The 16,079-nt window shown below is 41.3% G+C and carries 14 protein-coding genes; 7 read left to right on the top strand and 7 right to left on the bottom strand.

Features of this window, described 5'->3' with window-relative positions:
* Positions 1 to 85 precede the first annotated feature (85 nt).
* Entirely contained in the window at positions 86 to 604 is a 519-nt protein-coding gene (locus B1202_RS08815; RefSeq protein ID WP_078190201.1) for a GNAT family N-acetyltransferase, read from the top strand.
* Between the two features lie 58 nt (positions 605 to 662).
* Here the strand turns inward: B1202_RS08815 and arsH are convergent, their stop codons facing one another.
* The 6 genes from arsH to B1202_RS08785 all read right to left on the bottom strand — a co-directional run bounded on the left by arsH (position 663) and on the right by B1202_RS08785 (position 6,405).
* Entirely contained in the window at positions 663 to 1,367 is a 705-nt protein-coding gene (gene arsH / locus B1202_RS08810; RefSeq protein ID WP_078190200.1) for an arsenical resistance protein ArsH, read from the bottom strand.
* A 1-nt stretch (position 1,368) separates the two neighbouring features.
* A complete protein-coding gene (gene arsB / locus B1202_RS08805) occupies positions 1,369 to 2,409 on the bottom strand; it encodes an ACR3 family arsenite efflux transporter (protein ID WP_078190198.1) in 1,041 nt (346 codons plus the stop codon).
* Positions 2,409 to 2,882, bottom strand: coding sequence for an arsenate reductase ArsC (locus B1202_RS08800; protein WP_078190197.1), 474 nt, complete (start codon positions 2,880 to 2,882; stop codon positions 2,409 to 2,411). Before B1202_RS08800 ends, arsB begins: the two co-directional genes overlap by 1 nt.
* Positions 2,879 to 3,208, bottom strand: a complete 330-nt coding sequence (locus B1202_RS08795; protein WP_078190196.1) for a metalloregulator ArsR/SmtB family transcription factor — start codon at positions 3,206 to 3,208, stop codon at positions 2,879 to 2,881. The genes B1202_RS08800 and B1202_RS08795 overlap by 4 nt, the downstream gene beginning before the upstream one ends.
* Positions 3,209 to 3,321: 113 nt before the next feature.
* Positions 3,322 to 5,439 (bottom strand): TonB-dependent siderophore receptor, encoded by a 2,118-nt coding sequence (locus tag B1202_RS08790; protein WP_228145151.1) that lies wholly within the window; start codon positions 5,437 to 5,439, stop codon positions 3,322 to 3,324.
* Between the two features lie 264 nt (positions 5,440 to 5,703).
* On the bottom strand, positions 5,704 to 6,405 hold the full coding sequence (locus B1202_RS08785) for an SIMPL domain-containing protein (RefSeq protein WP_078190194.1): 702 nt from the start codon (positions 6,403 to 6,405) through the stop codon (positions 5,704 to 5,706).
* A 484-nt stretch (positions 6,406 to 6,889) separates the two neighbouring features.
* Between B1202_RS08785 and B1202_RS08780 the strand changes: the two genes are divergently transcribed.
* The 3 genes from B1202_RS08780 (at position 6,890) to B1202_RS08770 (ending at position 10,428) form a co-directional block, all read left to right on the top strand.
* Positions 6,890 to 8,263, top strand: coding sequence for a diaminobutyrate--2-oxoglutarate transaminase (locus B1202_RS08780; RefSeq protein ID WP_078190193.1), 1,374 nt, complete (start codon positions 6,890 to 6,892; stop codon positions 8,261 to 8,263).
* 3 nt (positions 8,264 to 8,266) lie between these two features.
* Positions 8,267 to 9,799 (top strand): pyridoxal phosphate-dependent decarboxylase family protein, encoded by a 1,533-nt coding sequence (locus B1202_RS08775; RefSeq protein WP_078190192.1) that lies wholly within the window; start codon positions 8,267 to 8,269, stop codon positions 9,797 to 9,799.
* 89 nt (positions 9,800 to 9,888) lie between these two features.
* The gene (locus tag B1202_RS08770; RefSeq protein WP_228145150.1) at positions 9,889 to 10,428 is read left to right on the top strand and encodes a hypothetical protein; all 540 of its coding nucleotides are present in this window, start codon (positions 9,889 to 9,891) and stop codon (positions 10,426 to 10,428) included.
* Positions 10,429 to 10,711: 283 nt separating this feature from the next.
* Here B1202_RS08770 and B1202_RS08765 read toward each other — a convergent pair whose 3' ends face one another.
* A complete protein-coding gene (locus B1202_RS08765; RefSeq protein WP_078190191.1) occupies positions 10,712 to 11,764 on the bottom strand; it encodes a Rieske 2Fe-2S domain-containing protein in 1,053 nt (350 codons plus the stop codon).
* 410 nt (positions 11,765 to 12,174) lie between these two features.
* On the opposite strand from B1202_RS08765, the gene B1202_RS08760 reads away from it, so the two are divergent.
* From B1202_RS08760 to pstA, 3 genes are all read left to right on the top strand, one after another.
* The gene (locus B1202_RS08760) at positions 12,175 to 13,203 is read left to right on the top strand and encodes a substrate-binding domain-containing protein (RefSeq protein ID WP_078190190.1); all 1,029 of its coding nucleotides are present in this window, start codon (positions 12,175 to 12,177) and stop codon (positions 13,201 to 13,203) included.
* 99 nt (positions 13,204 to 13,302) lie between these two features.
* Positions 13,303 to 14,682 (top strand): phosphate ABC transporter permease subunit PstC, encoded by a 1,380-nt coding sequence (pstC, locus tag B1202_RS08755; protein WP_078190189.1) that lies wholly within the window; start codon positions 13,303 to 13,305, stop codon positions 14,680 to 14,682.
* Complete coding sequence (gene pstA / locus B1202_RS08750; RefSeq protein ID WP_078190188.1) at positions 14,679 to 16,070, top strand: phosphate ABC transporter permease PstA; 1,392 nt, start codon at positions 14,679 to 14,681, stop codon at positions 16,068 to 16,070. Before pstC ends, pstA begins: the two co-directional genes overlap by 4 nt.
* Positions 16,071 to 16,079 lie beyond the last annotated feature (9 nt).

Raw genomic sequence — 16,079 nt, 5'->3', positions numbered from 1 at the left:
ATCAAAATCCTGCTTCCGAGCGGGATTTTTTATGGCATGTCATTTGAATATATAACGATAAAAATAGAAATAAGAGGAAAAGAAGATGAGCGAAATTCAATATTTAAACATTCAAGATCTAAAAGATGAGCAGGCTCAACTGTGTGAATTATTGGCACAATGTGTGCAAGATGGTGCATCACTGGGTTTTTTAGCAGAAGAATCTAAGTCGCACTATGATGAATATTGGTCTGCTGTGGCAAAGGATATTCAAAAGCATAAAACCTTTTTGTGGGTAGCGCTGCATAGCGGTGAAGTTGTGGGCACAGTGCAATTGGTTCGTGCCACCAAAGCCAATGCGCTGCATCGTGCTGAGATTGAAAAACTTATGGTGCATCCAAAGGTTCGTCAGCAAGGCATTGCTCACCGACTATTAACACTTGCAGAAGATCGAGCAAAACACTTGAACTTGAAATTACTCGTACTTGATACGCGTACAGGCGATGTCTCTGAAAAGCTGTATGAAAAATTTAACTTTATAAAAGCCGGGATCATTCCGCAATTTGCATTGAGCCATACGGGTACAATAGATTCAACGACATTATTTTATAAATTATTGGCTTAAGTTAAAGTTGATGAAATTTTTAGACTAAAACTCCTGCACAGATGCAGGAGTTTTTTCGTTAAAGGTTCTTTTGATTAACCCGTTTAGAGAGTTCTTCCGCACTTTCAACTCGTTCAGAATAGCGATCTGTGAGGTAGGCAGATTGACCACGTGTGAGTAGGGTAAATTTATATAGTTCCTCCATTACATCGACAATGCGAGTGTAATAGGAGGAAGGTTTCATGCGGTCATTGTCATCAAACTCTAAAAAAGCTTTCGCAACGGAAGATTGATTTGGAATTGTGATCATCCGCATCCAACGCCCAAGGATTCGCATTTGGTTAACAGCATTGAAGGATTGCGAACCGCCACTGACTTGCATTAACGCTAGAGTTTTACCTTGAGTAGCACGAATGGCACCTGCGGCTAAAGGAATCCAATCAATTTGTGCTTTCAAGATAGAACTCATCGCACCATGTCGTTCTGGCGAACACCAAACCATGCCTTCAGACCATGCAAGTAATTCATGTAATTCTTGAACTTTGGGATGGGAGGTTTCAGCATCTTCAGGCAGAGGAAGACCTTTAGGATGAAAGATTTTGACTTCTGCACCAAAATGTTCAAGGATTCGACCCGCTTCCAATACCGTTAAGCGGCTAAATGAGCGTTCACGGTTGGAGCCATATAGCAGCAGGATGCGTGGCGGATGTTCAAGTGCTTTAGCTTGAACTTGCTCAAAACGCGGTGTTTCAAGTAAATCTAGTTGAATATTGGGGAGCTGCATTTTAGTTCTCTTTATACCATTTGCGTTTTAACCATAGCGATACACTCACTAATGCAATAAGCACAGGGACTTCAACCAATGGGCCAATAATCGTAGTAAATGCAATCGGAGATGCAATACCAAAGGTGGCGATGGCAACAGCGAGTGCAAGTTCAAAATTATTACCTGCTGCTGTAAAGGATATGGCAGTGGTTTTGGCGTAATTATTACCCATCCATTTGCTCATCAAAAAGCTAAGGAAAAACATCACCACAAAGTAGATCGTGAGGGGAATGGCAATACGCAATACATCCATCGGAAGGCTCACGACATCTGCACCTTTGAGGCTAAACATCACCACAATGGTAAAGAGTAATGCGATTAAACTGATGGGGCTGATCTTAGGTATAAATTGATTTTTATACCAAGCCAGACCTTTTTGTTTTACCAATATTGCACGCGTCAGGAAACCGAGCAGGAAGGGAATACCTAAATACACCAATACTGCATGTGTGATGGTCCAAAAGCTGACTTGGATCACTTGTGCTTCTATACCAAAATATGGCGGTAAAAAACTCAAAAAGAACCATGCGTAGGTACTAAAAAATGCAATTTGGAAAATACTGTTAAATGCCACTAAAGCCGCAACGTATTGGTTGTCCCCACAAGCGAGATCATTCCAAACCAGAACCATTGCAATGCAACGTGCTAAACCAATCAGAATCAAACCGGTCATGTATTCAGGGTAGTGTTGTAAAAACACGATCGCCAAAATAAACATCAGGCAAGGCGCGATTAACCAATTTTGAAGCAGTGAAAGGTATAGGGTGCGTTTGTCTTTAAACACTTCAGGCAGCGCTTTGTAATCCACTTTCGCCAAAGGTGGATACATCATCAGGATTAAACCAATGGCAATCGCAATATTGACATCACCGATATTGAGTTGATTTAAAGCTCTTGAAGCACTAGGAACATACACGCCAATCGCAATGCCTAGCCCCATTGCGATAAAAATCCATAGCGTTAGATTGCGGTCTAGAAATGACAGTTTTGCAGCAGCCATTATTGGATCTCTGAAATTTTTTGGATTTCTTGGTTGAGCTCATCACGACTTAATTGCTTAAAATCGAGTGCAAATAAAGCATCTAAACGGCGGTTAATATGCGCCACGGTATCAAGAAATGCTGCAAGTTTTATGTCATCTGCAAGCTCTAAATGGGAGGGATCTTCTAAGCCCCAGTGTGCTTTGATGGCAGAGCCTAAGTAAATTGGGCAAGCTTCTTGAGCGGCAGAACCACAGACGGTAATTACCACATCGGGTTGGTATTGTTCACATGCTGCGATGGTTTTACTCGACAAGCCTTCAGTCGGTAGATTGAGGTTGTGCAGGGTTTTTAAGGTAAACGGGTGGACATGCCCTGAAGGTTTACTACCTGCGCTATAGGCATGGAAACCTTCAGGGGCACGCTGGTTAAAAAGTACTTCGGATAAAATGCTGCGGCAGCTATTGCCAGTACATAGAAATAAAAAATTCATAGTGTTTCACACATTGTTGTCGTGTTTTTTGGGGAATTTAAATCGAGGTCTTTAAATCGTTCTTGGTGACGCATGACATCGAGTATTTGTGTGCACCAAGTAGGCAGTGCAGGGTGAATGGAGTAATAGACCCATTGACCTTTACGTTGATCACTCAGCACACCTGAAGAACGCAGTAATGCCAAATGACGCGAAATTTTAGGTTGGCTTAATTCAAGGGACTCAGTGAGTTCGCAGACGCAGAGTTCACCTTTACATGCCAACAGCATGATGATGTTCAGACGAGTCTCATCTGCAAGTAATTTGAAAAATTCAGTCTGTTCCATGTTTATCTGTATATATGGATTTGCATATATCTTTACATATGAATATATGGATGTCCATATGTATTCTTCAATAAAAATCCCACACTTGGTGGGATTTTTATATTTAGATCAGTTTAAAAGTCGAATGAAGTTTGTAAAAAGAAAGTACGTGGCTGACCAATATATTTACCACCTGTTGCATCTGATGAACGGGTGAAATACTGTTTATCAAAGACATTCTTAATACCAGCAGCAACTTTAACTCCTTGTAACGAACCACCAAAGTCATAGCCTGTACGTACAGCAAAAGTTGAATAGCCTGGAATATCGCCTAGTTTACCATTTGCCGTTTCTTCAGTTTGGTAGATCCCCGAATCTTGGTTACCTGGGGCACGTTGTTTAGATTGTGCATACATGTCGGCATTGATTGACCAAGCATCGTATTTATAGCCTAAGCCAAAGTTTGCGACATTTTGTGAATAGAAGGGCAAATCTTTACCTTTAAAGTTACCTGCTTCAGCAACTGCTTTGGTATAGGTGTAATTACCATAGGCTTTTAAGCCTTCGAGATTGTCAGCTAAATGTCCAAAGTCATAGCTAAAACCGGTTTCGATCCCTTTATGACTTGTAGCACCGAGGTCAGTCCAAATGCCATTGTTTGCAGCATCACGTTCTAAAATTAGTTCTTTGTCAAAATCTAGATAAAACGCAGTCAATTCAGCACTCAAACCATTGCCTAAATATTTGGTACCAATTTCATAGTTATTAGATTTTTCAGGATGTAAGCCATCTAAGGTGGTGACCGCTGTAGTGCCTTGCGTTGTTGCTAACTGGTTATATTGCTGTGGACCAAAAGAGACACCGGCATTGGCAAAGAAATTCCAATGGTCAGTTGCTTTATACAGGACAGCTAAACTTGGTAAAAATTCGTCTGATTGGATCGATGGATGAACAGTATTTTGTAATACGCCATTTTTATAGGCACTAAAACTGTTTTGGGTATCAATCGATTCAAAACGAACACCGGGTGTAATATTCCATTTACCTAGTTCTATACGGTTATCGATATAAGCAGCATGCGCTTTGGTGCCACCCGCACTACGGGTACGTGCTATAAACTGACCGGGTTCTGCATCTGCTGCGTATTCAGTACGGCCTGCGAACTCGGTGCTCTCTTCGTCCATATAACGGTAACCGACGGTCACTTCATTCAGCGTACTTCCTAAGCTATAGCTACGTGAATAACGTGGCTCAATGGCAAAGACTTTATAATCACGTGGTGAAGTATCTAAGCGATGATTGCCATTGGCTAAGGTGGATTCAAGGTTGCTGGTACGGAATGAATCGATGTAATAACTTAAAAGTTCAAAGTTGTTCGTGTCATCTTTATGTGTATAACGCAGTGATACATCTGAACGACGGCCAGTGAAAAAGTCACGATAATGCGACGTTTGATATGGATTTACTTCGAATTCAGCAGCGCTTAAACCTTCAGGCATTTCACCTGTACCATCGTAATGATGGAAATTTAATGCGATTTTATCCTGATCAGTGATGTCATAAGCGGTTTTTAACATGACATCATCAATGTCATTTTTATTGTTCGCTTCACGATAACTGTTGCCTTTAGTGCCTGAATAAAGCAAGGCAAGACCTAAACCATTATCTAATGTTCCACCAACAAACAGACTAGGACTTAATTTTACCTGATCTGTACCAGTTGCATATTCAGAGTTTAATGCCACGGTACCTTTAAAGTCTTCAGGAATGCTACGTGTGGCAAAGTTGATAATACCGCCGACATTTTGCGGCCCAAAACGGACAGAACCTGCACCACGGACTACATCAACAGATTCTATATTGCCTAACGAAACAGGCGCCATCGAAAGCTGTGGTTGGCCATACGGTGCAAATGACATTGGGATGCCATCGATCAACACAGTTGAACGTGGAGAGAGGCGAGAGGTTAATCCTCGAACGCCAATATTTAATGAAACATCGCTACCGCCAGTACCATTATTTTCTTGAGCCTGAACACCAGGAACTTGGCGTAACGCATCTTTAAGAGATGTTGCTGCGCTTTCGTTTAAGCGTTTACGGTCAATGATGGTCCGCGCACCGGCATGCTTTTGCACCTTTTTTTCATTGGCGTTTTCCAGCCAGTTCCCTTGAGTTTCAATGGTGATGGTTGGCAAAACATCTGCTTGCGCTATCTCTGTATTTTCAGCAGCTGAAGCCAAAGTGGCAACCATGCTTATACCTACGGCAATACTCAGCGGTAATAGCGGGAAATTTTGAAGCTTTAGAGATTTTTTGCTTGAACTATACATAAAAGTGTGAGCAATGGAGAGAGAGCGCGTATCATAATCTTGCGTGCGATAAATTTAAATAAGGATGATTATCATTTAAAACTATGAATTTGATTAAGCTAATAGACTTTTTAATTTAAATAAAGAATAGGTGGAATTTATAATCAAAAAACCGCGCTAAAGCACGGTTTCTTAAAGTGAATTTAATTATTTGAACTGGATAGAGCCATTTGCACTGACCGTGATTTTAGATTCACCACCAGCCATTTCTTGTTCAGGAATAGCATCGGCACTTGCAGCTTTCATCATAGCCATACGCGGAACTGGCTGACCACCATAATTGCTGGTATTTAAATTAATATTCACCAAGTTGTAGCCTGATTTATTCCATGCCTGAGCGAGCGCTTGGGCACGTTGTTGAAAGTTTTTGGATGCTTCAACCATGAGTTCATTTTCAACTTTTTTACGTTGCGCATCTGAAATGCTGAAACTGATTGATTCCGTTTGGAAATTTTGTTGTAACTCGCTCACCAATTGGCTAGCTGCTTTAAAGTCTGTACTTTCTAAACGCACTTCGGCACGACCACGCCATTCTTTCAATTTACGACTGTCATTGTCATAAATCGGGTAGGTGCTTTGAGACCCCGTTTCGATTTTTACCGCAGGGTATTTACGGGCTGTGTTCACCGCTTGGGTCATCAATTGGTTGATTTGGGTAGCAAGTTCAGCCGGCTGTTTATTTGATTTTTCAATATATAAAACGGCATGCATTTGGTCATTCGACACTTGGCGAGTGGCATCCGCTTGAATGTTCACGATGTTGTAATTGAGTGGGTCGGCTGCTTGAGTTGCTGCTGCCAAACCTAAACCGGATGCTAATAAAACAGTATATAAGATAATTTTACGCATTGTTATGACCTATTCTTCTTTCAGAATGACTAATTTAGCTTATGCTCTTATCTTAAAAGGGGATTGTGATGGATTAAAGGAAAATCTGTGGTGGGATTGTAAATCTTTCAAGAAAAATAAATGCAGTGCTTGATGAATATTACTTTAAATAATAATTACTTAGTTGTTTAAATAATTGAAGATTACAATAATCATTCATAAGTTGTAAAAAAGCATAAAATAAAAAGGTTTTCTTTGTTTTGTCACACTGTAAGATGATAATTCAGGATATCCATGGAATAGATCTGTTTTTTCTCTAAATTATCTTTTTATTTGATCATAAAAGTGATTTATTTTCTTGAAAAAGTCTGTATCATCCGCCTCCTAGTTAGCCCATACTCAAAGAGCTTTTAAAGCTAACTAGAAACTCATAAAGCACCGAGTCAAAGGACCGCAAGTCACCCGACTTATTTCTTTCAACCCATATCAGAGATGGTAATTCGATATGAGCGTTTCTTCTGTAAACCCTGCCACTAATTCTACTAACGAATACTATTTGACTCGCCAAAGCCAGATGGAATCCAATGTTCGTAGCTATCCGCGTAAACTTCCACTTGCGATAGCAAAAGCTTTAGGTTGTTGGGTTACTGATGTTGAAGGTACAGAGTACCTCGATTGTTTAGCTGGGGCAGGAACATTGGCATTAGGCCATAATCATCCTGCGGTAATTCAAAGTATCCAAGACACACTTGCAAGTGGCCTCCCATTGCATACTTTGGATTTAACAACGCCTTTAAAAGATGCTTTTACTGAAGCACTACTTGAGCAATTACCTGGTGGTAAAGAAGAGTATTGTCTACAGTTCTGTGGCCCATCTGGTGCAGATGGTACAGAAGCAGCAATTAAATTAGCAAAAACTTACACTGGTCGTAGTTCAGTAATCAGCTTCTCAGGTGGTTACCATGGTATGACTCACGGTTCTTTAGCAATGACAGGTAACTTGTCTGCGAAGAACGCTGTGAACGGCTTAATGCCGGGTGTTCAATTTATGCCGTATCCGCATGAATACCGTTGCCCATTAGGCATTGGTGGTGAAGCGGGTGTTGATGCATTAACGTATTATTTCGAAAACTTCATTGAAGACGTAGAAAGCGGTGTAACGAAACCTGCAGCTGTAATCTTGGAAGCAATCCAAGGTGAAGGCGGTGTGGTGACTGCACCTGTAAAATGGTTAAAGAAAATCCGCGAAGTGACTGAAAAGCACAACATTGTGTTGATTCTTGATGAAGTACAAGCGGGCTTTGCACGTTCAGGTAAAATGTTTGCCTTTGAACATGCAGGTATTGAGCCTGACGTCGTTGTAATGTCTAAAGCAGTTGGTGGTAGCTTACCACTTGCAGTATTGGGTATTAAACGTAAGTTTGACGCATGGCAACCAGCGGGTCACACGGGTACATTCCGTGGTAACCAACTTGCTATGGGTACTGGTCTTGCAACAATCAAAACCATTAAAGAACAAAATCTTGCGCAAAATGCACAAGAGCGTGGCGACTTCTTACAAGCTGAAATTAAAAAATTAGCGGTAGAATTCCCATGTATCGGTAACGTACGTGGCCGTGGTTTGATGATTGGTGTTGAAATTGTTGATGAACGTCAAAAAGCAGATCACATGGGTTCTTTACCAGGTGATTCTCAATTGGCAGCAGCAATTCAAGCAGCATGTTTCAACAACAAATTGTTGTTAGAAAAAGGTGGCCGTAACGGTACAGTCATTCGTTTACTTTGCCCATTGATCATCAATCAAGCTGAATGTGAAGAAGTGATCGTTCGCTTCAAGAAAGCACTTGCTGAAGCACTTGTTGCAACTCGAGGCGCATAAGTCATGGTAGATTTTGCAGAACATCGTAAAGCGTTATTCTGCAATGATGCACAATCCATTGCTGACTATCAGTCAGCAATGGGCGAAGCGGTGAAAGCCGTTTCTGCATGGTTGCAAAATGACAAAATGTACACCGGCGGCAGCATTAAAGAGCTTCGCAGTGCAATTGCATTCAATCCTTCTAAAGAAGGTATGGGTGTACAAAAATCACTAGACCGTATGGTTGAGCTGTTCTTAAACAAAAGCTTAAAAGTACATCACCCGCATTCTTTAGCGCATTTGCATTGCCCAACAATGGTAACAAGCCAAATCGCTGAAGTGCTCATTAACGCGACTAACCAATCTATGGACTCATGGGATCAAAGCCCTGCAGGTTCATTGATGGAAGTTCAGTTAATTGACTGGCTTCGCCAAAAAGTTGGCTATGGTGCAGGTCAAGCAGGTGTATTCACCTCTGGCGGTACGCAGTCTAACTTGATGGGCGTTTTGCTTGCACGTGATGCATGTATTGCTAAAAACTGGAAAGACGAAAACGGTAACCCGTGGTCTGTTCAGCGTGATGGCGTACCTGCGGAAGCAATGCGTAACGTAAAAGTGATCTGTTCTGAAAATGCACACTTCTCTGTGCAAAAGAACATGGCCATGATGGGTATGGGTTTCCAATCTGTTGTCACTGTTCCTGTAGATGCAAATGCACGCATGGATATGGACGCACTTGAGAAAACTATGGCGCACCTTCAAGCTGAAGGTAAAATCGTCGCATGTGTAGTTGCAACTGCGGGTACAACCGATGCAGGCGCAATTGACCCATTGAAAGAAGTGCGTGCAATCACCAACAAATATGGCGCGTGGATGCATATCGATGCAGCATGGGGTGGTGCACTGATTCTTTCTAATGATTATCGTTCAATGTTAGACGGTATTGAACTGTCTGACTCGGTAACGCTTGATTTCCATAAGCATTACTTCCAAACGATTTCATGTGGCGCATTCTTGCTTAAAGATGAAGCGAACTATCGTTTCATGCATTATGAAGCTGAGTACTTAAACTCTGCTTATGATGAAGAGCATGGCGTTCCTAACTTGGTGTCTAAGTCACTACAAACAACTCGCCGTTTTGACGCGTTGAAATTGTGGATGACGGTTGAAGCGCTAGGTGAAGAGCTTTACGGTTCGATGATCGATCATGGTGTAGGTCTTACACGTGATGTTGCAGATTATATCAATGCAACTGACGGTCTAGAAATGCTGGTTGATCCGCAATTTGCATCGGTATTGTTCCGTGTAGTACCAGCAGGTTACCCAGCAGAATTGTTAGATACATTGAACCAAAACGTAGCAGATGAATTATTTGCTCGTGGTGAAGCGAATATTGGTGTAACTAAAGTAGGTCAAGTTCAATCTTTGAAAATGACGACTTTAAGCCCAGTAGCGACTTTAGATAACGTGAAGAATTTGCTTGCTCTTGTGCTTGCAGAAGCGGATCGTATCAAAGGCCCAATCGCTGATGGTACATATACACCTGCAATTGACTAATAGTCTTTTGCTAGTTGTAGAAGAAGGAGCTCGTAAGAGCTCCTTTTTTATTGAATTTATGAAATACTTTCTTTAGTTAAGAATTATAAGTGGAAGATATGGATAAAAAAGATTATATATTTGATTATTATGAAAATATTGTAAAATCGACTGTACAAGAATTTCTTGAAAATAAACACGATATTCGCAAAGGCAGAATAGCAGCTATTGTCTTAGATCATATGAGAGATTATTGGGCTATTTATTTAGATCAGCATGAAAAGTGGTTTATTACTGAATCAATATTGAAAGATGAAATATACGAGTTGTGTCCTGATGCTGCATTAATTAGAGATGTTTGTAATGCAACTAAGCATGGTTTATTGAGAATATCTACAAACGATAAAATTATTCCAAAATCGATTCGTTCCACCCATCAAATAAAATCGGAGCAAAATGAGGGTTTGTTTGTGGGAGGATTTGGGAGCATGTTTGGGGAGTCAAATTACGTATGTATCAACTTTGAATACGAAAAGGAAGTAAACGACAATTCTTTAAAACATAGGTTTTTATTCGAAGTGGTTGCTGTGGTTCGAGATTATTGGGAACAGAAATTAGATTATGAAAAATCCCTTACTTTTCAGGGATGAAAAGTAACAAAAATCCTTTGCAGCATTGAAGGGATGTCCTATCCCTCAGTGCTGCTTTGCGGCATCTATGCCGCTTGTCATGTGATCTGATCGTAATGAAAAATCTGATTGTTAAAATTGATTTTGCAATTAATTTAATAAAATCTACTGATATTACGTATGCCTTAAAATTAGTCTCGGCAGTTCCTTCTCCATTTGGGGGGAGCGTAGCGCATGCGGTTGAGGTAGGGTGAATTTCATCGATTAATCGCGGTTGTACATGTTTAAAAAGAGATGATATTTCTTAAGCCGCAAACAATGGACTAAAACCTTTCTTACGCAGCAGTTTGCGGTACATACTCGAACTGCGGTCCGCCGGGAAATGCGCTTCGATGCTTAAATCCAAAGGCAAATATTCAGGCTTTTGCGATTCGGACACCAAGCGGTCTTCCTCAAATATTTTCAGGTTAAAGTCGTAAGCATCTTCTATAGGCAAGTCCTTGTCATAATTACGGCAAATGGGCGCAAATAGGCGAGTAGAGCGGGCGGTCATCGGTGAAGCCGCATTCATAATCACTTGCTTGCTGTCGTTTGGAAAATGTATGGTGAGCGTTGCAGTAAAGGGTAGATGAATCTCAAAATGGCGCAGCCATTGAAAGCCGTCTTGTCCGCGCTGTTCTAAACCAATCGGATAGCGCCCGACACTGCTCCAATAATCTGCATTAAATCCTGTTGCTGTCTCAATGGTTTTATAGTCTGGCACTTCTACATTTTCAGGGTCGCCAAACGTATCGGGATGTACCCAGGCAAAATGCGCCACATCAATAAAGCCTTCGAGCTGCCGGCCTGCAAAACATTGAAAATCCACTGTTGGGCACACCAGCTGCTGAAACTCGGCTTCATCCCAATATGGCATGATAGGAATATTAGGCGTAGCATCTTTAGCGGCAGTAAGTGAGCACCATATCAGTCCATAGCGCTCAACAGCGGCATAAGTGCGCAAGTTGAAACGAGGTGAAATTTTGTGCTCAGGATGTGCAGGGATGCGATTGCAATGCCCGTGTTCACCAAAGCGTAAGCCATGATAGCGGCAGACAACGCCTTGACCATCATTCTTGCCTAAGCTGAGTGGGACGCCGCGGTGAGGGCAGGCATCTTTAGCGACAATCGGTTCATCTCCCATTTTATAAATGACGAGCGGCATATCTAAAAGCATGGTGCCATAAGGCTGTTCTGTAATGTCTCGAGCGAGTGCAATGGGATACCAATATTCTGCAAGTAAGTGCCAGTCATGTTCTTCAAAAGTCATATGCACAGGCAAGTCCGGATTAAATGTCGCATTGGCTTTACTGGTCATTTTAGGCTCTGTTTTTATGTAAACTTGCATATTGAGCGAACTAAAAACGTAATGAAATTTCAATTATTGGAATACGAGGAAATAAAAAATCGAACATGCAAATGTGCGTCATTCAGCAAAAGAGGGGAATTTGAAAAAAGAAAATAAGACAAAATATGACAAGGACATGAATTCTTACGAATAACAAAGTAGAAATAACTAAGACCAATACTTTGATAAATTTCATTACATGTTGAAAAATAAAGAATTATATTTAAATCAATGTGCAATCATCAATTATCATAAAAGCGTCATAAAGATGTAACCTAACTGTCATACTCTAAAATCAAAATGCAGATATCGAAAAAGTACAAGACTTTAAAAACAAAAGTGGCGTACTCCAATAAATGCATCAATTAAGAGAGATGAGAATGCGCTTAAATCATATCGCACTTGCTATGGTACTCACTACTGGGGCAACAGTCGCTACAACTGCAAATGCAGCTCGTGACACGATCCAAATTGCTGGTTCTTCAACTGTACTGCCTTATGCAAGTATTGTTGCAGAAGAGTTTGGTAATACATTCCCACAATTTAAAGCACCTGTCGTAGGTTCAGGCGGTACTTCAGGTGGTTTGAAACAATTCTGTAATGGTGTTGGCGACAACACAATTGACGTTGCAAACGCATCTCGTAAAATTAAAGATACTGAATTGGCTGCATGTAAAAAAGCTGGCGTTAACCAAATCTTAGAAATTAAAGTTGGATATGACGGTATCGTATTTGCTTCAAATGCGAAAAAAGCGGCATTCAAACTTCGCCCACAGCACGTATTTGCTGCGCTCGCTGCAGAACTACCATCTAAAGGTAAATTGGTTCCAAACCCATACACTCGTTGGAATCAAATCGACCCAACTTTACCAAACGAAGCAATCACTTTAGTTATTCCTGCATCAAACCACGGTACACGTGAAGTGTTCCAAGAAAAAATGGTCGATGCTGGCTGTGAAACTTATGAAGCTTTCGCAAAATTAGATAAAGATGCTCAGAAAAAAGCATGTTCAACATTCCGTAAAGATGGTCGTGTGATTGAAATCGCAGGCGACTATACAGAAACATTGGCACGCTTAAAAACTTCACCTAACGCGGTAGGCGTATTCGGTCTAGGTTTCTATGACCAAAACCGTGACAAACTACGTGTAGCAACAGTTAATAACGTTGCACCTTCTGAGAAGACGATTTTAAATGGTTCATACCCAGTATCTCGTCCATTGTTCTTCTACGTAAAAGGCGAGCACTTAAAATCAATTAAAGGCTTAAAAGAGTTCACAGAATTCTTCCTAAGCAAAAAAGTATCAGGTAAAGGTTCTAAGCTTGAAAAAGCAGGCTTAATTTCAATGTCTGATAAAGAACGCGCTGCAGTTCTTGCAAACTTTAAAGCTGGTAAAGCAGTTAAATAATTGGATTGAAACAGCCAATGGCAGGATTGACCTGCCATTGGCTTTTTGCAAAGAAACAGTTTTTTCAAGAAGGGCTTTTGAAAAAACAGTGGAGATTACATGAATCTGCTACTTATTGGTGTGTTGCTCGCAATTATTGCAATCGCTTATCAAGTTGGACTGACTAAAAGTCGCAAACTTGCAGGTAAAGGCAATAACTCAGCAATGTTGCATTCACGACCGGGCTATTATGGTGTTTTGGTCGCTTTATGGTGTGGGATTCCCGCTTTTCTAATCTTGATTGTTTGGAACTTGGTTGAACCGAGTATTTTTCAACACGTTATTTTAAATAATGTCCCTGAAAATATTCGTTTAAGTTTAGATCCTGCAAGCACGAGCGTAATGGTTGACCGCGTTCAAGCGATTGCTTCTGGTTTTGGGGTAAGTGATACACCAGCTGCATATGAACTTGCAGCAGCAGAACAGTTAAAGAAAATTGAAAACATCGGCTCATATGCAAAATTGGCCGTTGTGATTTGTGCGGCATTGATTGGTTTAGTCATGGCTAAACGCCGCATCGCAGAAAAATATCGTGCACGTAACCAAGTCGAAAAAGTCATTAATATTGCATTGGCACTGTGTTCGGGTGTCGCAATCCTGACAACAGTTGGCATTGTGATGTCGATGTTCAGTGAAGCCATGCGTTTCTTTAGTTTTGTCAGTCCACTAGATTTCTTCTTAGGCACTGAATGGAACCCCGGTTTTAGTACATCAGGGAATGCTGAAGGTAGTTATGGTTTGCTGCCACTCCTTTGGGGCACACTCATGGTTAGTGGAATTGCGCTATTGGTTGCTGTTCCAGTTGGTCTGATGATTGCGATTTACTTAGCTGAATATGCAAAGCCAAGTTTCCGTGCTTGGGCAAAACCGGCCATTGAAGTTCTCGCAGGTATTCCAACCATCGTTTACGGTGTATTTGCCTTAATGATTATTGGACCCTTTGCAAAACAGCTCGGCGCATATATCGGACTCGATATTAATGCAACCAGTGCTTTAACAGCAGGTTTTGTGATGGGGATTATGATTATCCCATTCGTTTCATCATTATCTGACGACATCATTACCCAAGTGCCTCGCGCGCTTCGTGACGGTTCACTCGGTTTGGGTGCGACAAAATCAGAAACCATTCGCCAAGTAGTGATTCCAGCCGCATTGCCGGGCATCATCGGTGCATTCTTATTGGCAGCATCTCGTGCGATTGGTGAAACCATGATTGTGGTGCTTGCAGCAGGGAATAGTCCTTTACTGCATATCAACCCACTCGAAGCGGTGTCTACCGTCACCATTACCATCGTAAACCAATTAACAGGTGATACAGACTTTGCGAGTCCTCAAGCATTGGTTGCTTTTGCACTCGGTTTAACACTGTTTGTGATTACTTTAGGTCTGAATATTGTTGCACTGTACATTGTGCGTAAATACCGTGAGCAATACGAATGAGTACGACGAATACATCAAATATGGATCAAACCTTTGATCCGCACGCAGCCGCAGAGCTTCGTGAAAAACGTAAGAAAATCATTGAAAACTCATTGGCGAAAAGACACCGTAAAGAAAATACCTTCCGTGTCTTGGGCTTTAGTGCAGTAGTGACTGGCTTATTGTTCGTCGTGCTATTGTTTGGCAGTATTTTAGCCAAAGGCTTACCAGCATTCTGGCAAAGCTCGATGACGGTGCCTGTGTTTTTTGATCCAAGTATCGTCAATGTAGGAGCGAAACCGGTTCAAAAAGAAGGTGAATCTCCTGCACAGTTCCAAGAGCGTTATATTGCTTGGCAAACTGAAATGGGCATGGTGGATTGGGATGCATTGATCGTGAATGGGATCATTGCAAAAGATCCAGCGATTGCTTCTCAACGTGATGATCTCAACAGTTTATATACCAGTTCAGAAGCTTATCGCTTACGTGACATGGTTATGGCAGATCCATCATTGATTGGCCAAAAACAAGATTTAAAAATCCTTGCAGATGCTAATGTCGATGTCTGGTTAGCAGGTAATATTGACCGTAGTTTATCTGATGAACAGCAACAATTGAGCCCAGAAGTACGCCAACTCGCAGATAAACTCAAAGCTGACGGTGTGATTACTAACTCATTTAATACTGAAATATTTAAAAATCCAGACTCTCGTAGCTCACCTGCAACTTCAGGTTTAGCAGGGGCGTTTATGGGTTCACTCTTCATGATGCTGATCGTGATCATTATTTCGATTCCAATCGGTGTAGCATCCGCAATTTACTTAGAAGAATTTGCACCTAAAAACTGGATTACCGATGTTGTCGAAGTCAACATTAACAACCTAGCAGCAGTTCCTTCGATTGTCTTTGGTTTGCTTGGTGCTGCGATCTTTATTGGTTGGATGCATATGCCGCTTTCGGCACCTGTGGTTGGTGGTTTGGTCTTAAGTTTGATGACACTTCCAACAGTCATTATTACCACACGTGCTTCACTCAAAGCTGTCCCGCCATCGATTCGTCAAGCCGCTTTAGGTTTGGGTGCATCACGTTTACAAACTGTATTTCACCATGTCTTGCCACTGGCATTACCGGGTATTTTAACTGGTGCCATTATTGGTGTTGCGCAAGCGCTAGGTGAAACTGCTCCATTATTATTGATTGGTATGAGTGCCTTTGTGGCAAGTGTACCAGCCACTCCTTTAGATCAATCCACTGCATTACCTGTACAAATTTTCCTTTGGCAAGGTAACGAACTACGTAACTTCTTTGAAGGGCGTACCGCAGCAGCAATCATTGTACTTCTTGCTCTCATGATCGGCTTAAACAGTTTAGCGATCTGGTTACGTAAGAAATTTGAAGTACGCTGGTAATTGAGGGCA

It is taken from the genome of Acinetobacter amyesii, from assembly GCF_002018365.1.
Lineage (GTDB): Bacteria > Pseudomonadota > Gammaproteobacteria > Pseudomonadales > Moraxellaceae > Acinetobacter > Acinetobacter amyesii.
This window is presented reverse-complemented; position numbering and strand designations above follow the sequence as displayed.